Source organism: Micromonospora sp. NPDC003776 (genome assembly GCF_053605645.1).
Genome location: NZ_JBSGJR010000012.1, coordinates 21604 through 37538 on the forward strand (window position 1 = coordinate 21604; position 15935 = coordinate 37538).

19 protein-coding genes are annotated in these 15935 nt (G+C 70.2%); 3 read left to right on the forward strand and 16 right to left on the reverse strand.

Translation table 11 applies throughout. The features are described from left to right. Window position 1: 1 nt before the first annotated feature. Window positions 2-2281, forward strand: a complete 2280-nt coding sequence (gene hypF, locus ACWEVO_RS02285; protein ID WP_452305752.1) for a carbamoyltransferase HypF — start codon at window positions 2-4, stop codon at window positions 2279-2281. Window positions 2282-2294: 13 nt separating this feature from the next. Here hypF and hypE read toward each other — a convergent pair whose 3' ends face one another. The 15 genes from hypE to ACWEVO_RS02360 all read right to left on the reverse strand — a co-directional run bounded on the left by hypE (window position 2295) and on the right by ACWEVO_RS02360 (window position 13290). Continuing rightward, window positions 2295-3440 carry a hydrogenase expression/formation protein HypE gene (hypE, locus tag ACWEVO_RS02290; protein WP_452305753.1) on the reverse strand — a complete coding sequence of 382 codons (1146 nt, stop codon included), beginning with the start codon at window positions 3438-3440 and terminating at the stop codon, window positions 2295-2297. Further along, a complete protein-coding gene (hypD, locus tag ACWEVO_RS02295; RefSeq protein ID WP_452305754.1) occupies window positions 3437-4564 on the reverse strand; it encodes a hydrogenase formation protein HypD in 1128 nt (375 codons plus the stop codon). The genes hypE and hypD overlap by 4 nt, the downstream gene beginning before the upstream one ends. Before the next feature lie 11 nt (window positions 4565-4575). After that, entirely contained in the window at window positions 4576-4848 is a 273-nt protein-coding gene (locus ACWEVO_RS02300) for a HypC/HybG/HupF family hydrogenase formation chaperone (protein WP_452305755.1), read from the reverse strand. A gap of 21 nt (window positions 4849-4869) precedes the next feature. Then, window positions 4870-4971, reverse strand: a complete 102-nt coding sequence (locus tag ACWEVO_RS02305; protein WP_452305756.1) for a DUF6893 family small protein — start codon at window positions 4969-4971, stop codon at window positions 4870-4872. A gap of 27 nt (window positions 4972-4998) precedes the next feature. Next, entirely contained in the window at window positions 4999-5202 is a 204-nt protein-coding gene (locus tag ACWEVO_RS02310; protein WP_452305757.1) for a hypothetical protein, read from the reverse strand. 11 nt (window positions 5203-5213) lie between these two features. After that, window positions 5214-5831, reverse strand: a complete 618-nt coding sequence (locus tag ACWEVO_RS02315) for a DUF5947 family protein (RefSeq protein WP_452305758.1) — start codon at window positions 5829-5831, stop codon at window positions 5214-5216. Next, complete coding sequence (locus tag ACWEVO_RS02320; protein ID WP_452305759.1) at window positions 5828-6436, reverse strand: hypothetical protein; 609 nt, start codon at window positions 6434-6436, stop codon at window positions 5828-5830. The genes ACWEVO_RS02315 and ACWEVO_RS02320 overlap by 4 nt, the downstream gene beginning before the upstream one ends. Next, window positions 6429-8228, reverse strand: a complete 1800-nt coding sequence (locus tag ACWEVO_RS02325) for a nickel-dependent hydrogenase large subunit (protein WP_452305760.1) — start codon at window positions 8226-8228, stop codon at window positions 6429-6431. The genes ACWEVO_RS02320 and ACWEVO_RS02325 overlap by 8 nt, the downstream gene beginning before the upstream one ends. Beyond that, window positions 8225-9349 (reverse strand): NADH-quinone oxidoreductase subunit B family protein, encoded by a 1125-nt coding sequence (locus ACWEVO_RS02330; RefSeq protein WP_452305761.1) that lies wholly within the window; start codon window positions 9347-9349, stop codon window positions 8225-8227. Before ACWEVO_RS02330 ends, ACWEVO_RS02325 begins: the two co-directional genes overlap by 4 nt. Next, complete coding sequence (locus ACWEVO_RS02335) at window positions 9346-9885, reverse strand: hemerythrin domain-containing protein (RefSeq protein ID WP_452305762.1); 540 nt, start codon at window positions 9883-9885, stop codon at window positions 9346-9348. The genes ACWEVO_RS02330 and ACWEVO_RS02335 overlap by 4 nt, the downstream gene beginning before the upstream one ends. Continuing rightward, window positions 9885-10241: a hydrogenase/urease maturation nickel metallochaperone HypA gene (locus tag ACWEVO_RS02340; RefSeq protein WP_452305763.1), complete on the reverse strand. Its 357-nt coding sequence runs from the start codon at window positions 10239-10241 to the stop codon at window positions 9885-9887. Before ACWEVO_RS02340 ends, ACWEVO_RS02335 begins: the two co-directional genes overlap by 1 nt. Further along, the gene (locus tag ACWEVO_RS02345) at window positions 10234-10818 is read right to left on the reverse strand and encodes a hydrogenase maturation protease (RefSeq protein WP_452305764.1); all 585 of its coding nucleotides are present in this window, start codon (window positions 10816-10818) and stop codon (window positions 10234-10236) included. Before ACWEVO_RS02345 ends, ACWEVO_RS02340 begins: the two co-directional genes overlap by 8 nt. After that, a complete protein-coding gene (locus tag ACWEVO_RS02350; protein WP_452305765.1) occupies window positions 10815-12212 on the reverse strand; it encodes a hypothetical protein in 1398 nt (465 codons plus the stop codon). The genes ACWEVO_RS02345 and ACWEVO_RS02350 overlap by 4 nt, the downstream gene beginning before the upstream one ends. A gap of 228 nt (window positions 12213-12440) precedes the next feature. Then, window positions 12441-12647: a hypothetical protein gene (locus ACWEVO_RS02355; protein ID WP_452305766.1), complete on the reverse strand. Its 207-nt coding sequence runs from the start codon at window positions 12645-12647 to the stop codon at window positions 12441-12443. Window positions 12648-12675: 28 nt separating this feature from the next. Beyond that, on the reverse strand, window positions 12676-13290 hold the full coding sequence (locus ACWEVO_RS02360) for a TetR/AcrR family transcriptional regulator (RefSeq protein WP_452305767.1): 615 nt from the start codon (window positions 13288-13290) through the stop codon (window positions 12676-12678). A gap of 103 nt (window positions 13291-13393) precedes the next feature. On the opposite strand from ACWEVO_RS02360, the gene ACWEVO_RS02365 reads away from it, so the two are divergent. Next, window positions 13394-14398: an NADPH:quinone oxidoreductase family protein gene (locus ACWEVO_RS02365; protein WP_452305768.1), complete on the forward strand. Its 1005-nt coding sequence runs from the start codon at window positions 13394-13396 to the stop codon at window positions 14396-14398. A gap of 34 nt (window positions 14399-14432) precedes the next feature. Beyond that, window positions 14433-15158, forward strand: a complete 726-nt coding sequence (locus ACWEVO_RS02370) for an SDR family NAD(P)-dependent oxidoreductase (RefSeq protein WP_452305769.1) — start codon at window positions 14433-14435, stop codon at window positions 15156-15158. Window positions 15159-15276: 118 nt separating this feature from the next. Here the strand turns inward: ACWEVO_RS02370 and ACWEVO_RS02375 are convergent, their stop codons facing one another. Then, on the reverse strand, window positions 15277-15825 hold the full coding sequence (locus tag ACWEVO_RS02375) for a nucleotidyltransferase family protein (RefSeq protein ID WP_452305770.1): 549 nt from the start codon (window positions 15823-15825) through the stop codon (window positions 15277-15279). Window positions 15826-15935 lie beyond the last annotated feature (110 nt).

A 15935-nucleotide genomic window follows, 5' to 3' on the forward strand; every position in this document is an offset into this window, starting at 1 on the left:
CATGGCCCTGGCCGGCCCGCGGCGGGTGCACGTCCGCGTCGAAGGCATCGTGCAGGGAGTCGGCTTCCGGCCGTTCGTGCACGCCCTGGCCACCGAGTACCACCTGGCCGGATTCGTCGGCAACGACACCGCGGGCGTCTTCGTCGAGGTCGAAGGGGACGGGGAGCGGCTGGGAGCCTTCCTCGCCGACCTCAGCCGGCGCGCACCGGCACTGGCTCAGGTCGAACGGCTCACCACCGCCGTGGTCCCGCCGAACGGCCGGCCCGGATTCACCATCGTCACCAGCGTCACCGGCGCCGGCCGGGAAGCCCTGATCTCCCCGGACAACGCCACCTGCCCGGACTGCCTCGGCGAGCTGTCCGATCCGAGCGACCGGCGCCACGGCTACCCGTTCACCAACTGCACCAACTGCGGCCCGCGATTCACGATCGTCGAGGACGTGCCGTACGACCGCCGTACCACCACCATGGCGGCCTTCGCCCTCTGCGCCGACTGCGCCGCCGAGTACGCCGACCCGGGAAACCGGCGCTTCCACGCCGAGCCGGTGTGCTGCCCCCGGTGCGGTCCCGCCCTCCGACTCGTCGGCGCCGGCGGCGCCCCGGTGCCCGGCGATCCGCTGGACACCACCGTACGGTGGCTGCGGCACGGCCGGATCGTCGCGGTCAAAGGTCTGGGCGGCTACCACCTGGCCGCCCGCGCCGACGACGAGCGGACCGTCTCGACGCTGCGCGCCCGCAAGCACCGCGAGGAGAAGCCGTTCGCCCTGATGGCCGCCGACCTGGAGGCGGCACGCACCCTGGTCGACGTGCCGCCGGCGGCCGTGCCGGTGCTCACCGGCTCCCGACGGCCCGTGGTGCTGCTGCCGCGCCGTCCCGACGCCCCGGTCGCCGCGTCGGTGGCGCCCGGCAACCGCGACCTGGGCGTGATGTTGCCGTACACCCCGCTCCACCATCTGCTGCTCCGGCGGCTCGGCACACCGATCGTGCTGACCAGCGGAAACGTCTCCGACGAGCCGATCGTGCACCGCGACGACGACGCCCACCAACGGCTCGCGGGCATCGCCGACGGTTTCCTGACCCACGACCGGCGCATCCACGTTCGCACCGACGACTCGGTGGTGCGGGTCTTTCGGGGCCGTGAGCTGCCGGTGCGGCGCTCCCGCGGCTACGTCCCCGCGCCGGTCACCCTGCCGTGGCGCTTCGACCGGCCGGTGCTGGCCTGCGGTGCGGAGCTGAAGAACACCTTCTGCGTGGCGAAGGGGCGGCGCGCGTTCGTGTCCCACCACATCGGAGACCTGGAGAACTTCGAGACGCTGCAGGCGTTCACCGACGGAATCTCGCACTTCACCCGGCTCTTCGACATCCGGCCCCAGGTCGTCGCCCATGATCTGCATCCTGAGTACCTGTCGACGAAGTACGCGCTGCAGCGCGCCGACGTCGAACTGGTCGGCGTCCAGCACCACCACGCCCACATCGCGTCCTGCCTGGCCGACAACGGCGACCCCGGCCCGGTGATCGGCGTCGCCTTCGACGGGCTCGGCTTCGGCACCGACGGCACCCTGTGGGGAGGGGAACTGCTCATCGCGGACCTGGCCGGCTTCGAGCGGGTCGGCCATCTGGCCGCCGTACCGATGCCCGGCGGGGTCGCGGCGGTCCGCGAGCCGTGGCGGATGGCGGCGGCCTACCTGGACGACATCTACGGCGACGCGGTGCCCGACCTGGCGGTGGCCCGCCGGCAGGAGCGGCGGTGGCGGGCGGCGGTGGCCATGGCGCGGCGTGGCACGAACGCACCCCGAACCTCCAGCGTCGGTCGGCTGTTCGACGCCGTCTCGGCGATCCTCGGCCTGCATGACCGGGTCACCTACGAGGGGCAGGCCGCCATCGCCCTGGAGCAGCGGGCCGATCCCGACGAGCGGGGCGGCTACCGGGTCGAGGCGGCCGGCCCGGTCCCGCTCCAGGACGTCGGACACGCACTGGTGCGCTGCGTCGTCGACGACCTGCTCGCCGACGTGGATCCCGGCCGGGTCGCCGCGCGGTTCCACCATGGCCTGGCCGACGCCGTGGTACGGGCCGCCGGCGCCGTCCGGGACAGCCGCGGCCTGGCCACCGTCGCGCTCTCCGGCGGGGTCTTCCAGAACATGCTGCTGCTCGACCGGGTGAGCAGCGGGCTGGAGCAGGACGGCTTCCGCGTCCTCGTGCACTCCCGGGTGCCGCCGAACGACGGCGGGATCTCCCTCGGCCAGGCCGTGGTGGCCGCGGCCCGGGCCGTTCCCACCGCCTGAGCGGGAACCGGCGTCAGCAGATGCGGGGGAGTGGATCCCCGACCAGCATGTCCACCACCCGGGTGCCGCCGAACGCCGTCCTGAGCAACACCATGCCGGGCGGGTCGGCGGCGATCCGGCCGATAACCGCCGCGCCGTCCCCGAGCGGGTGGCCGCGCAGCGCCGCCAGGGCCGCCTCCGCCTGCGTGCCGTCCACCACGGCCACGAAACGTCCCTCGCAGGCCACGTAGAGCGGGTCGATGCCGAGCAACTCGCAGGCGCCGGTCACGGCGGGACGCACGGGTACCGACGCCTCGTCGACCACGACGGCGAGCCGGGTCGCCTGGGCCACCTCGTTGAGGATCGTCGCCACCCCGCCCCGGGTGGCGTCCCGCAGCAGTCGCACCCCGGGAGCCGCGTCCAGCAGGACATCCACCAGACCGTGCAGCGCCGCGGTGTCCGAGGCCAGGTCGGCCGCGATGTCCAACTCGCCGCGGGCGAGCATGATCGTGACACCGTGGTCGCCGATCGGACCGGAGACGATGACCACGTCACCGGCGCGGACGTGCGAGCAGCCCAGCGACACCGGCCGCGCCAGCACACCGACGCCCGTCGTGTTGACGTAGCAGCCGTCGGCCTTGCCCCGCTGCACCACCTTCGTGTCGCCGGTGACGACCTGGACCCCGGCGCGCTGCGCCGCGGCGGCCATCGAGGTGACGATCCGCCGCAGGTCGGCGACCGGAAAACCCTCCTCCAGGATGAACCCGGCCGACAGGTACAGCGGGCGGGCGCCGCTTACCGCCAGGTCGTTGACGGTGCCGTTGACGGCGAGGTCGCCGATGTCGCCGCCCGGGAAGAACAGCGGCGACACCACGTACGAGTCGGTCGTGAAGGCCAGCCGGGTGCTGCCCACGGACAGCACCGCGCCGTCGTCGAGTTCCTCCAACGTCGGGTTGCGGAACGCGTCGACGAACAGCCCTTCGATCAGGCTGTGCGTCGCCTTCCCGCCCGCCCCGTGCGCGAGCGTGATCCGGCTCTCCCTGATCCTCGGCGCGCGCAGGCGCGCCCGGTCGATCCGCCGCAGCACCTGCTGCTCCGGCGACAGCAGCCCCGGCTCGATGCTCACCTCGGCCCCGGCCACCGCCCGCTCGGCCCGGCCGGCCGTACGTTCCGTCGTCATACCCGCGCCGCCTCGGTCAGCCGCTGCCGCGTGAAGCGGCCGAAGTTGTAATAGGCGGCGCAGGCGCCCTCCGAGGAGACCATGCACGTGCCGATGGGCGTCTCCGGTGTGCAGGCGGTGCCGAACACCTTGCACTCCCAGGGCTTGAGCACCCCCTTGAGCACCTCGCCGCACTGGCATGCCTTCGGGTCCGCCACGCGCACCCCGGGAACCTCGAAGATCCGCTCGGCGTCGTACGCGGCGTACTCGTCACGCATCCGCAGCGCGGAGTGCGAGATGAAACCGAGGCCGCGCCACTCGAAGTACGGGCGCAGCTGCATGACCTGGCCGATCGCCCCCAGCGCCCGCAGGTTCCCCTCCCAGGGCACCACCCGCGTGTACTGGTTCTCCACCTCGCGGCGTCCCTCGGCGAGCTGGGTGAGCAGCATGTAGACGGACTGCAGCAGATCCAGCGGCTCGAACCCGGCACATACCAGCGGCTTGCCGTAGTCGCGGGCGATGAACTCGTACGGCCGGCAACCGATGACGGTGGAGACGTGCCCGGGCCCGAGGAAACCGTCCAGACGCAGGTCCGGTGAGTCGAGGATCGCCTTGATCGCCGGGAGGATCGTGACGTGGTTGCAGAAGACCGAGAAGTTGTCGATGCCCTCGGCGGCGGCCCGCAGCACCGTCATGGCGGTCGACGGCGAGGTGGTCTCGAACCCGATCGCCATGAAGACCACCTTGCGGTCCGGGTTGGTCCGCGCGATCTTCAGGGCGTCCAGCGGCGAGTACACCATCCGGATGTCCGCCCCGGCGGCCTTGGCGTCCAGGAAGGAGCCGTTCCCGCCCGGGACCCGCATCATGTCGCCGAACGCCGTCATGATGACGCCCGGCTCGTGGGCGATGGCGATGGCATCGTCCACCCGGCCCATCGGAATGACACAGACCGGGCACCCCGGCCCGTGCACCAGCGAGACGTTCTCCGGCAGGTAGTCCTCGATCCCGTGCTTGTAGATGGTGTGCGTGTGCCCGCCGCAGACCTCCATGAACTTGTACTGCCGCCCCGGCTCGCACAACGCGGCGATCTCCGTGGCCAACGCCTGGGCCTTGTCCGCGTCGCGGTACTCGTCGACGAAACGCATCTCAATCTTTCCTAGGTGATGTCGGATTCGGCGAGCGCCTGCAACTCGTCGGTGTACGCCTGCCCGAGACCGTTCAACATTTCCAAGGTGGCGGCCGCCTCCGCTTCGTCGATCTTCGACATGGCGAACCCCACGTGTACGAGCACCCAGTCGCCGATACCGATCTGGTCGGGGCCGAGCAGACCGATGTTGATCGCCCGCCGGACCCCCACGACGTCGACGATGGCGAGGTCGTCGTGGCCGGCCTTGATCTCGACGATCTCACCCGGGATGCCAAGGCACATCGACCTGTCCGTCCTCTCCGCTCACATCTTCTCGATCTTGATGTAGCGGCGCAGCGCGGGAAGTTCCTTCCAGAACATCCCCGCCACGGCCACGCCGGCCACCAGCAGCAACAGCTTGCGCACAGCTCACTCCTTCGGGTCCGGGCCCGCTCAGCCCGGCGGCAGGTTCGGCATGATCGGCAGGATCGGGTCGTGCTTCTTCGGCCGGATACCGGTCGAGCGGCGCGCGTCCACCGTCCCGTCGTCCTGATGGCCGGACTGCTCCCTCCGCCGCGAGTTGCCCTCCTCCACGCCCTTGGTGTGTGCCGGTGCGTCGAGTTCGACATCGGGATCGCCCACTCGGATCTCGCCCATCCCCGCCTCCTTCATCCGTCGTTGCCCGGCGGCGGGTCATGTCGCCGGCCGAGTTCCTCGAAGAACCGGGGAAGCTCCCGCCAGACGGCGCTTCCCCCCGACATGCCCGTCCAGTGCTGGCGGACCAGCGCGACGAGCCGGAAACAGTCGTCGACCGGCACCACCCACTGTTGGTCGCCACCGCGTTGGTTGCCCGTCCACACCAGGAACGCCTCGACCCGCGGCTTCAGCTCCGCCAACGCGGGTGACCGGGCCTCGACGGCCCGCCAGGCGCCGGCATCGATCTCCGACTCGGTGGTGCCCAGCGGACTCGGGTAGTGCGCGAGCACCCGGCCGTCCCGCTGCTTGACGAAGAACACCAACCCGACCGGCACACCCAGCTCGTCCACGGACGGACCCGTCAACCGTCTGCCCCGGGCGGGGACGAGCTGGTACCGCCCGGCGCCGGCCGCCTCGCGGGTGAACAGCAGCGAGCACGCCGTGCAGGCGCACATCAGCCCGCCGTCCTGCTCGTCCCACACGTGCCGGTGCTCCGAGCCGACCGGCCCGGCGCACATGCCGCAGCGCTCGACCGGGTTCGTGCGCCCCCTCGCGCGGCGGATCGCCCGGTGCAGGGCACCCGCTGTCATGCCGTGCCACCCGACGGCAGCGGGCCCGCGACCCGCCCCACCTCGTGCACCGTCGCCGCGTCGGTCCGGTCCGGCCGCTGCCACAGGGCGGCGAGGGGGATCAGCGCTGGAGCCGGCACGGGTGCCACCACGTCGACCGCGGACAGCTCCGGCGCGAACGTCAACACCTGTTCCCGTACGAGGTCACGCAGCGCGGCCCCGCCGCCGCACGAACTCGCCGACAGGCTGATCCTCGCCACCCCGTCCTGGACGCCGACGAACGCGATCTCGGCGCCCTGCGTACGCAACTGCGGCCGAAGGTCGTCCACCGTCCGGGCCACCCGTCGCTCGGGCGGGTCCGGGTGGATGTGGTGCAACAGCAGCAGGTGTCGCAGCAGCTCGTCGCTGGTGAGCCGGTCGAGCGCGTGGGGGGTGTCGGCGGCGAGGTCGGTGACCCGGGCCAGCGCCTCGCCGTACACCTCGGTCAGCGTCTCGACCGCTTCCAGAGCCAGGTCGGCGGTGCGGCCGGGGGTCTGCTCGAGCTGGCCGAGCAGGGCGTCCAGGCGGGCCAGCCGCGGCTCGACGGCCGCGTCGTCGAGCCGCGGGGCATCCGGCTGCTCACCCATGCGACGCGCCGAACATCGGCGAGTGGATCTTCTTGAGGGTACGGCCGCCGCCGACGTACATGTGCACCCCGCACGGCAGGCAGGGATCGAAACTGCGCACCGCCCGCATGATGTCCACGCCCTTGAAGTTGTCCGGGCCGTTCTCCTCGAAGATGGGGGTGTTCTGGATCGCGTCCTCGTAGGGACCGGGAGTGCCGTAGCTGTCGCGGGGGCTGCCGTTCCACGGCGTCGGCGGGTACGGGTGGTAGTTGGCGATCTTGCGGTCCCGGATCACGAGATGGTGCGACAGCGTGCCCCGCACGGCCTCGTGGAAGCCGCAGCCGATGGCCTCGTCCGGCACGTCGAACTCGGCGAAGACCCGCATGTCGCCGCCGCGCATCCGATCCATGGCCCGTTCCAGGAAGTACAGCGACATCGCCGCGGCGTACGCGATGAAGTAGGCCCGTGACCGGTCCCGCTCCAGCGCGTTCGACCAGCGCGGGATCTTCCACTCCAACGTCATCTCGGGCAGCTTCTGGCTCTTCGGCAGCGAGATCAGCACGCTGTTCCCGGTCGACTTGACGTACGGGGTGTCGACCATCTTTGCCAGCGCCGTGGTGTACAGCCGGGCGAAGCAGCCGCCGCCGGTGTCGAGCGCGAGGTGCTCTCCGCTGCTCCTGTCGAACCAGCGGGGGCTCATCACCCAGCTGTACTTGTCGCCGAAGTCGCGCTTGCCCGGGTCGGGGAGGGTGGTCTGGTTCCAGGGGTGGCGGATGTCGACCGGGTTGCCGAGCGGGTCGTGGCTGACGAACGGCTCCTCCTCGCCGACCCAGTCCTTGTAGTAGGAGCTGCCGAGCAGGATGCGGATGCCGAGGTTGATGTCGACCAGGTCGGTGGTGAGCAGCTTGCCGTCCACGACGATGCCGGGCGTGACGTGCATCGCCCGTCCCCAGTTCGTCATGGTCTCGTACCGGTAGTCGACCACGTCGGGATCCTGGAACGCGCCCCAGCAGCCGAGCAGGACCCGGCGGCGGCCGACCTCCTCGTAGCCGGGCAGGGCCTCGTACCAGAAGTCGAAGATGTCGTCGTTCATGGCGACGGCCTTCTTGACGAAGTCCAGGATGCTGATCAGCCGGCTCAGGTAGTCGGTGAACAGCGTCGGCTGGGGCATCGTGCCGACACCGCCGGGATAGACCGTCGACGGGTGGACGTGCCGGCCCTCCATCAGGCAGAACATCTCCCGCGTCGTCCGGCTGACCTTCAGCGCCTCCTTGTAGACCTCGCCCTCGAACGGGTTGTAGGCCCGCATGAGGTCGGCGATCGTCCGATAGCCGTGGATGTCCCGACCGGGCGCGGCGGTCTTCTCCGCGCGGGCGAGCACACTTGGGTTGGTCTGCTTGACCATCGCCTCGCAGAAGTCGACGAAGACCAGATTGTCCTGGAACAGCGTGTGGTCGAACATGTACTCGGCGGCCTCGCCGAGGTTGATGATCCACTCGGCCAGGGGCGGGGTCTTGATGCCGTACGCCATGTTCTGCGCGTAGACGGAGCAGGTGGTGTGGTTGTCGCCGCAGATGCCGCAGATCCGGCTAGTGATGAAGCCGGCGTCGCGCGGATCCTTCCCCTTCATGAACACCGAGTAGCCGCGGAACAGCGACGACGTGGTGTGGCATTCGGCGACCACCCGGTTGGCGAAGTCGATCTTCGTGTAGACGCCGAGGTTGCCGATGATCCGGGTGATCGGGTCCCACGCCATCTCCACCAGTTCGCCGGGCTTCTGGGCGGTGGCCGGCTTCGGTTTCGTCGCGGTCACGGTCTGTTCCTCTCGATTGCGGCCTGACGCCGGGGATCCGCCGGACCGTACGGGCGCCACCGGGGGTTGTAGCCGCTGGTGAGCTCCGGACCGTTGTGGTGCCACTTCGGTTCCCGGTTGGCGGTGACGTTGGTGATGCCGCGCAGGCGGCGGATCAGCGCGCCGTACGGCTTGATCAGCAACGTGGACAGGCTGCCACCGGGCGGCATGTCCATGAACGGCATGAACTTGTCGGGGAACCCCGGCATCGTGCAGCCGATGCAGATCCCCCCGACGTTCGGGCAGCCACCCACGCCACCCATCCAGCCGCGCTTCGGCACGTTGCAGTTGATGACCGGCCCCCAGCAGCCGATCTTCACCTGGCACTTGGGCGAGTTGTAGTCCTTGGCGAAGTCGGCCTGCTCGTAGTACGCGGCCCGGTCGCAGCCCTCGTGCACCGTCTTGCCGAACAGCCACTGCGGCCGCAGCATGTGATCCAGCGGCGGGGGCGGCGCCGAGCCGGCGGCGTGGTAGAGCACCCAGGTCAGGGTCTCCATGAAGTTCTCCGGCTGGATCGGGCAGCCAGGCACGTTGACGATCGGCAGGCCACCCTGGGAGCGGAAGTCCCACCCGAGGTAGTCGGCCAGGCCCATGCACCCCGTCGGGTTGCCCGCCATGGCATGGATGCCGCCGTACGTCGCACAGGTGCCGGCCGCCACGACCGCCCACGCCTTCGGCGCCAGCTGATCGATCCACCAGTTCAGGGTCAGCGGCTCACCGGTCTTCTCGTCATTGCCGAACGACGTCCAGTACCCCTCGCCGTTGATGTTCTCGTTCGGGATCGAACCCTCGATCACCAGGATGAACGGCTCGGCCATCTTGCCACGGGCCGCCCGGCGGTACGGCGCCAGGAACTCCTCACCACCGGCCGCCGGCGACAACACCTTGTTGTGCAGGTTGACCTTCGGCAGACCGGGAACGAGCCCGAGCACGATGTCCTCGATCGCCGGCTGGCCGGAGGCCGTCATGGACACCGAGTCGCCGTCACAACTCATGCCCTCCGAGATCCACAGGACGGTGACCTCGTCGAACCCGTTCTCCTGCGGGATCACCGCGCTGGTGTCGCGCATGCTGCGTGTCATGTCCGTGGCCTCCCTTGCATCCGGTCCCGTAGCCGGTCGTAGATGGCGGCCAGCGGCGCCGCGAGGGCCAACGCCGGCGGCTTGTCCGGCGCGTGCGGATGCGGTCGCGTCGGGGCCCGCTGCTTGCCCTGGTCGATCTCCTGCCCCAACTCACGCAGGGCCTGCTCGTCCGCGCGGGCGCACAACAGCGGCATTAGGTCGTCCTCGTCGTCCCGCACATGCCGGGCGACGGCGGACGCCAGTCGCTCCATCAGCTCGTCCTGCGCGGGGTCGCCGGCCCGGCAACGGTCCAGTTCGAGGAGCAGTTCCTTGACCGGCGCATGCTCGGCGAGGTGCCGGTCGACCTGCCCGTCCGCCAACACCTTCGCGGCGAACGGGTAGAAGAGGACCTCCTCCAGCGCGGCGTGCTTCGACAGCTCGCGGACGAGGATCTCCACCACGCCGCGTCGCTGGGCGTCGGACTTCGCCGCCCGATAGTCCCGGAACAGCTGTTCCACCACGCGGTGGTCATGCCGCAGCAACTCGGTGGCGTCCATCAGACCGCTCCCACCCCGAGGCCGTCGACCGTGATGGACTCCAGGACCACGTCATCGTCGCCGGTGACCTCGATGTCGACGCTCCCGCAGCCGGAGCAGGCCACCATCGCGAGGTGGTCCTCGACGCGCCCGCTACGACCACAGCCGTGGCACTGCACCGTCATCGGTTCCAGCACCAGGTCAAGGACGGCGTCCGCCACCACCGTGCCGACCGCGGCCACCTGAACGCCCTGCGCGACGACATCACGGTCGATGGTGTGGCCGCCGATCCGCACCCGCAGGCCGGTGACCCGGCGCCCCGCGGCCCTGCGTACGGCCGCCGCCACGATCGCCTCGGAAAGACCTGTCTCATGCATCCGCGGTCACCCCCCTCTCGGCTGCTGTGCCGTGCGAGTTCTCCTGCCGGCCCGGTGGCGCGTCGAGCCGCGCGGCCTCCTCGCCGACGATCCCGACCACCATCCCGACCGCCTCATCGACCGCGGCGGCGACGGGAGCCGACAACCCCATCTGCTCGTCGAGGACCGCCGGCTGGCAACCCACGACGAGGATCCGGTCGACCCCGCCGCCCAGACCGCGCAGCAGGCGCAGCACCGACTCCGGATCCATGCCGTGCCCGTCGGCGGCCGGCGCCTCCAACACGTCCGCCGGCCGCAGGGTCCAGCCGGGGTCATCGAGATCCACCTGGAGGACGGCCAGCGTCCCGGGCGGCTCGTCCAGCGGCAGCGCGTCCACCATCACCAGCACGTCGTGGTGGCCGTCCAGCAGATCGTAGGCCAGATGCATCCCGCGGATCCCGTAATCGGACACATCCACCGACGGCGGTAGGACGACGTCCCCGAGACGCCGTACCACCTCCACGCCGAAGGCGTCATCGCCGAGGAAAATGTTGCCGATCCCGGCGACCAGGATCCGACCTCCGCCGTCGCCGGTCACTGCGCCGCCCCCTCCCCGGCCAGCGGCTCCACCTCTTCCGGGCGGAAATGCCGCAGGCGCCCGTACCACTGGTGCAGCTCCGCGCCCGGGTCGTCGTCCACGGTCACGGCCAGGAACCGCGACCCGTCGACGTCGAGCAGCACCTGCTCCACCCGAGCGGTACGGCCCTCCAGGAACATGTCGTGCGCATCGGTGCCGCGCCGGCGAGGCCGCAACCGGACCCGGCTACCGCGCGTCAGCCGGATCCCCGCGACGAGGACCGTCTCCGTCTCCGCCGTGACCCCCGCGCCCGACTCCCGCTCCGGCTCGGTCGCGGAGTCGTCCGTCCGGGGGACTGGCTCCAGGGACCGGATCGCGCCGTGCAACCGTTCCAGCACCTCGGGCGGCATCACATCGACACGGTCGACGATCGCGGCCGCGCGGGGATCGGTCGCCCGTGCCTCTCGTTTCTCGGCATCGGACAGCGTGAGGGTACGCAGCGACAGGATCTCGTCGATCTCGGTCGCGTCGTGCAGGTCCCCGGGGCTCTCCGGCGCGATCCGCGGGTGATCGTAGAGGATGATCGGCGCGGAGAGCATGACATCGGCGGTGCCGGGTGCGCCGGCGAGCACCGGGAAGGTGTGCACGTTGCGGCACTCCCGGGCCGCCTGCGTCGCCCATTCGGGCGGGTCGAGCAGCGACAGGAATCGTCCCCGACTGACGCTGGCCAGCGTGTGCGCCGCGAGCAGGCAGCTGCGCAGCGCCTCGTCCCGAGGGCTGGCCGCCGGCGTAGTCCGATCCGTGTTCTCGACCTGCACGGCGAGCCGCAGCAACCGGAAGGGCGCCGGAGCCGCGACGGCGGAGACCGCGACCGAGGCGGACAACGGCCACCTCCGGCGTACCACCCGCCCGAGCGGCTCGCCCCGGTCGTCGAGCAACGGCTCGACGTCCTCTCCGCCGGGCACATCCACGTCGAAGCGTCGACCACGCCGCAGGTCGCCGACCGACGCCTCGATGTCGAACTCCCTCGGCACCGCCTCGTCGAAGCTCAACTCCGTGCGGCCACCGACGTCGATCCGGTCGACCGGTCGGTACCCGCCGTCGGTCGTGCCCAGCTCGGTCACCTTGCGCTGCAGCTGGAGGAACCGTAACCGGATCCGGACGATCGCCGTGTCCTGCGCCTCCATCAGGCATTCGGTCCGCTGCCACGACGACTCGGCCGAGCCCGCGACACCGCTGTCGACCAGGCCGTGCGCTTCCCCCCACGCGGGAGGCACGAGAACACCGAACTGCCAGCGGACCCGGTTCTTGACCGATGATCGCCGATACGGGTAGAGCAGGTAGCCCTCGTACAGGATCGCATCCGCCACTGCCTCGGCGCCGTCGAACACGGCCGTGGGGCACTGGATCCGCACGGGTGCTCACCTCCTCCCACCGGCACGCGGAAGCGTGCTCCGGCATGCGGCCCGGTCTAGCCGGTGGGGACGGCGAGCCGTAAGTGCGCGCGGCCGGTAGGTGACGGCAGCATTCACCCGGTGGGACGAACCAGTACGGCCGTGATCGGTCTCGACGGGATTGGCAGAGGTGAGCCGGCGGGCGTCGCGTCACCGACGCGGGGCTCAGCACACGTTCGGCGCGGCTCGTCAGACTTCAGCGGTGACGATGTAGAACGTGAACCCGGCCAGCAGGGGACCGTCCGCCAGACGCTGAAGCCACGGCTGGACGGCCCGCTCGGTCAACACCCCTGCCCGCACCGCACGGGCGGCGTTACGGCCCAACCCGAGAATCCGATCCGCCGTGTCGAAATCCCGGAACGCCACGGCGATGGCGTCGACCGACCGCGGCCGCATGCCGGCCCCCGCCGACAGGCGGACAAGGTTACGATTCCGCGGAGGTGAGCAGATCCCATCCGGCCATCGCACAGGTGATGACCGCTTCCAGTTCGGTGCGGGTCGCGCCGTCGCGGGCTTGTAGGGAGAGGCCCTGCACCACTGTGGCGTAGTAGCGAGCGATGGCGTCAACGCTGGCGTCCGACGCCGTGAGGTCCCCGTCGGCGAGGCCGCAGACGAGTCGGTCTCTGATGGCGGTGAACTGCGAGCGCCGAATGCCGGCCAGGAACTCTCGGACCGCGTGGTTCTCGACGGCGCCGGTGGGTGCGGCGAGGATCAGCATGCAGTAGTGCGGTGCGTCGGGGCGGGTGATCTGATCCGCGGTAGCGCGCAGCATGGCGTGGATCGCGGCTCGGGCGGTCGGGTGCTCGTTCAGGGCGCGCCTGGGTGGCGCGCCAGCGGTCGCGCCGTAGAGCTCCATGACCTGGCGGAACAGGTCCGCCTTGCTGCCGAAGCAGGCGTAGATGCTGGCTGAGGCGATCCCCATCGCCTGGGCCAGGTCGCTGAGTGAGGTGCCCTCGTAGCCCCGTTCCCAGAACAGGTCGAGTGCTTGCCGCAGGGCGGTGTCGGGGTCGAACGTGCGCGGCCGGCCGCGAGTAGCCATCGGGGTGTCTCCGTGGTTGTTTGTCGTTCGACCAAGTTTACGTTGACCCGGTGGGGGAGGCGTGGCAGAGTTTGTTTGCCGATCGATAAACAAACCCGAACGGATGGTCATGAGCATTCCCGCAACGATGCGCGCCCTGCAGCAGGCATCCCTGGACGGCCCTCAGGGACTTCGCCTTGTCACCGACGCGCCGGTGCCGAGGCCCGGCCCGGGCGAGGTGCTGATCCGGGTCGCCGCCGCCGGCGTGAACTTCGTCGACATCTCCCAGTCCCGCGGCACGTTCGCGGGTGGCCCACAGCCGCCATACCTGGCCGGCATTGAGGGCGCCGGCGAGGTCATCGCCGTTGGGCAGGGGGTTTCCGGGGTAGCGCCCGGCGCTCACGTCATCGGCGTCGGCATCCGGGGAGGCGCCTTCGCTGAGTACATGGTGCTGCCCGCGGCCGGTGCGGTCCCGGTGCCGGCAGGTTGGGCCGACGAGCAGGCGTTGGGAATGGTGGTGTCCTGGCCGACCGCGTTGGCAGCCCTCAAACCACTCGGCCAGGTTCGCGCCGGACAGACCGTGCTGATCCATGCAGCGGCCGGTGGGACGGGCCAGGCCGCAGTGAAAATGGCCAAGCACTGCGGCGCTACGGTGATCGCCGCAGCCTCGCCAGGCAAGCATGAGGTGGTCCGGGCGCTGGGGGCCGACCACGTGATCGACTCCCGCCGCGCCGACATCGCAGCCGAGGTGCTGCGACTGACCGACGGCGCAGGCGCCGACCTGGTTCTGGAGTCGGTGGGCGGCGACACTCTTGAGGCCAGCCTGGCCGCGGCCAAGCGAGTCACCGGCCGCGTGGTCGTCTACGGCCTGGCCGGCGGTGAGGCGGCCGTCACGAACTGGGATCTCGTCTACAAGCACCAGGTCCAGCTCATCGGCCTGAACATCGGCATCCTCATCCAGTCCGCACCACGGATCTTCCGCGAGGTCATGACCGAGATGTTCACGCTGCTGGCCGCCGGTGTGCTCGGCCCCGGTCAACCCGCCAGCCGTGAGCTGGCCGAGGGGCCGAAGGTGCTCGCGGAACTCGAGGCGCGCACCACCGTCGGCAAACTCGCACTGGTGCCCTGAGCAGACCCCACCTACCCACGACCGGAGCTGCGACATGACCATCAAAGGCAAGATCGTGTTGGTGACCGGGGCGAACCGCGGCATCGGTAAGGCGCTGGCCGACGAAGCGCTCGCCTGGGGCGCGAAGCACGTTTACGCCGGTACCCGACAGCCCCTGCGACACCCCGACCCGCGGGTGACACCCCTGACATTGGATGTCACCAACCCGGCACAGGTCCAGGCGGCCGCCAGCGAGGTCGAGTCGCTGGACATTTTGATCAATAACGCCGGCATCATGCTGCCCGACGAGCCGTTCGACCCCACCGTGCTTGAGCGTCACCTGGCTGTGAACCTCAACGGCTCCCACGCCATGACCCAGGCATTCCTTCCCGCGCTGATCAGCTCGCGTGGGGCCGTCATCAACCTCCTGTCCTGCGTCGCGCTCGCCCCGTTGCCGAGGTTCACGTCGTACTCGATCTCGAAGGCGGCGGCGTTCTCCCTGACCAAGACGCTTCGCGTCGTCCACGCCGGGCAGGGCGTCAGGTTCCACGCCGTGCTCGCCGGCCCGATTGACACCGACATGACGCGGGGACTTGACATCCCCAAGGCCTCCCCACAAGCGGCCGCGCAAGCCATCTTCGAGGCGGTCGCGAAGGGCGAAGAGGACATCTTCCCCGATCCTGTGACTGCGCCCATGGCGGCAGCCTGGGCCGCTGGTGCGGACAAGATCCTGGAGCGCCAGTTCGCACAACTCGTGCCGGCAGGGGCTGCCACGACTTGAGCAGCATGCGTCCCTCAATCCAATGCCGGCACGCGGCCTCCCCGTCCCACATGCCTTCCAGACGTCGCAGGTCGGCGACGTCCTGCCGGGGCTACGCTTCCGTCCCTCGGCGTGAGCGTCAGATCTCCAGCCGCAGCCCGGCCCATCGGTCGAGCCAACCCTTGGCCTCCACGCGGTGCTGAACCGTCACGCGGCCCGCTGCATTGTCGAACGCCGGAGAGGGGCGAACAACCATCCCCACAAGGTCCGCCAGACCATGGCAGGACACCAGGCGAACAGAGTCACCCCGCAGGGTGACCGCGACGCAGGTTGCCGTTTCGGGCCAGCGCGACATCGCGTCCAGGGCGGACGTGTAGGGCTGGTCGCCATTGCGCAGATGCATCCGTGCTTGATTACGAATCTCCCACGGCGCGCCAGGCAGGGCCGCCATGGCTCGGGCTTCGGCGCGTGCGTCCTCGCGCGGGTCCAGCTTCTCCGGGTCGAAGTAGGCGACATCCACGTCGCGCTCGGGGGAGACCGGGAGGTTGCTGATCACGTCCCAGACGCGGTTGCGTACGAAGCCGGCACCGATCCACCAGTCGGGCAACCCAAGGTCGGCCGCCGCCCGAAGGACTCTCATTGCTCCCGGATCTGATTCGATGACGCCCACAACGTCCTGCGCGCTCATGACCACGCCTGGGACCCTAGCCTCGGCCTTTCACGGCAGCCGTGATCTTGGATGTCCAGCGGGCCGGTAGATATGGCGAAGTGCCTGCCACGTAAGGAAAACTGCCCGGT